Origin of the sequence: Kitasatospora sp. NPDC059146, assembly GCF_042786665.1 — a bacterium.
GTDB lineage: Bacteria > Actinomycetota > Actinomycetes > Streptomycetales > Streptomycetaceae > Kitasatospora.
Genome location: NZ_JBHZCY010000094.1, coordinates 1 through 1886 on the forward strand (window position 1 = coordinate 1; position 1886 = coordinate 1886).

The 1886-nt window shown below is 66.4% G+C and carries 2 protein-coding genes; both read right to left on the reverse strand.

The features are described 5' to 3' along the window. Window positions 1-335 precede the first annotated feature (335 nt). A complete protein-coding gene (locus tag ACFXPX_RS30985; protein ID WP_380644169.1) occupies window positions 336-638 on the reverse strand; it encodes a hypothetical protein in 303 nt (100 codons plus the stop codon). Then, window positions 635-1669: a hypothetical protein gene (locus tag ACFXPX_RS30990; RefSeq protein WP_380644170.1), complete on the reverse strand. Its 1035-nt coding sequence runs from the start codon at window positions 1667-1669 to the stop codon at window positions 635-637. The genes ACFXPX_RS30985 and ACFXPX_RS30990 overlap by 4 nt, the downstream gene beginning before the upstream one ends. Window positions 1670-1886 lie beyond the last annotated feature (217 nt).

Below are 1886 nucleotides of genomic sequence, written 5' to 3' on the forward strand. Positions count from 1 at the left end.
GCCCAAAATATAGGAAAGCCCAGGGGAAGCTCGCCGAAAATCGCAAAATCGAGTCACTCCCGTTGCCGCTTCGGTGATGCCAAAGCGGCAACGGAACTTCCAACCATCTCTGCGTAGGAAGTCGGCCAGACCGACTTCCTACGCAGGCGACGAGAAGGCCTTGAAATCTTGCACCGGGATTAACCATTCACTCCGGGTCGGCAGTCCCGCTCGACGCCTCGATGACCACCCACGCCGACAACAGGCAGGGCAGGTCTCCCGCAGCGCCAATGCCGAGCCACCCTGACCGCAGGAGGCCCGATTGATCACTTCTCGGGCCAGGAACCATTTGGCTGTCAGGCGTCCCAAGCATTCACGGTCGGCTCCGGCCACTCTGCGGCCGTCGCTGCGAGATCCGCCGGGAGCAGGGAGGCCAGCAAGGCCCTACCGTCAGCAACAGCCTTCAGCGCGGCTTCCTGAGCCTCGCCCTTGGTGTTGAACATGCCATCCCCCACGGTCTCATTGTGGGGCGGCTCGCCGACCTCGCCGACCCACTGCGACGCACCCGGCCACACCCGGACGTGGGTGAGCCGGGAAGGCTCCGGGAGCCCCGTGATACCTCGAGCCGCGGCTTCCTTGATCACGTCTTCGATCGTCATGCCTGTGCTCTCCTCATCTCGACCAGTGCGGCGTCCAGTCGTGCGGAGCGGACGGCGGCGGAAAGGTCGGTGGCTGTGCGGGCGTAGTGCTCGGCTTCTTCCCGGGCGCCCTGACGGTAGAGCACTGTGGCCAGTTGGGCGGTGTCGATCGCCTTCGAGCGGGCCCGGTTGGAGGTCTGGGAGTCCACGGCTCGGCGAAGCCGGGACACCAGATCGGAGACAGGCTTTCCCTTGACCGCCGCGAGCAGGTAGAGGGCGTGGCCGGTCTCGCCGTGCAGCTTGTGTTCGGTGAAGTACCACATCCAGCGAGGCTCGCTGCGGAGATCACTCACGCGGCTGTAGATCGACTCCGCGAGGGCGATCTGCCGCATCACCTCGGGTTCGTCGCCTTGGATGGCGTGCGCCTGGGCCTTGACCGCCGCGATCATCGCGAGCGCCGACAAGGGCACGTTGCCCATGGCCATGTCGGCCAGGGCGACAGCCTCTCCGGACTTACGCTCGGCAATCTCCTGGCGGGCGAGGCCGGTTGCGACATGACACAGGAGCCCATCGTCGCCGGCCTCCTGGGCCGCCTTGATGCCGAGCCCGAACGTGCTGCGTGCAGGTGAGCTCTGGCCCGCGTCGAACGCCGACCACGCTGCAAGGTCGGCGAGATTGGCGATCTGGCCGCACAGCCGGTCGCGGACACGCGGTCCCATCGACGACTTGGTGAGATCGACAGCGCTTCGCAGTTCACCGAAGGCCAGATGGCGAGTGGCAAGACCTCCGCTTCGCCGGTCCCACTCCTCCAGAGCGAAGGTCCGCTCTGCAATATCGTCAATGTCCTTCATCCCCAGAGAAGATGGAGACGGCAGCACATCGGGCAGGATCGAGGCCAGGGAGACGGCCAAGAAGTCACGGCGCTTCGACTCACTCACCTCCTCACGGTCCCGCCGGGTCCGCTTCGGGAACAGTCCCAGCTCTGCGTTCGTGGCCACGCCGAAGACACCGCGCAGGGCATCACGGACATCCCCGTCGGGCCAGCGGATCACGCCACGTTCTCATCGGCTGGCCCGTCTCTGCGGTGCCGTTGGTGAGGGCCGGACAGCCTAGTGAACTGCCTAGCTTCTGCCTACAGGATCGGCCTGCCCCTACCCGCGCCGCAGGCGTTTGATGGTTCCCAGCCGCCCGGGGTGACGGGCCGGTTACGCCCGTCGCCCCGCCACCCCGTCGCCCCGTCGCCCCTTACGCGAATTCCGGAGCGGGGGA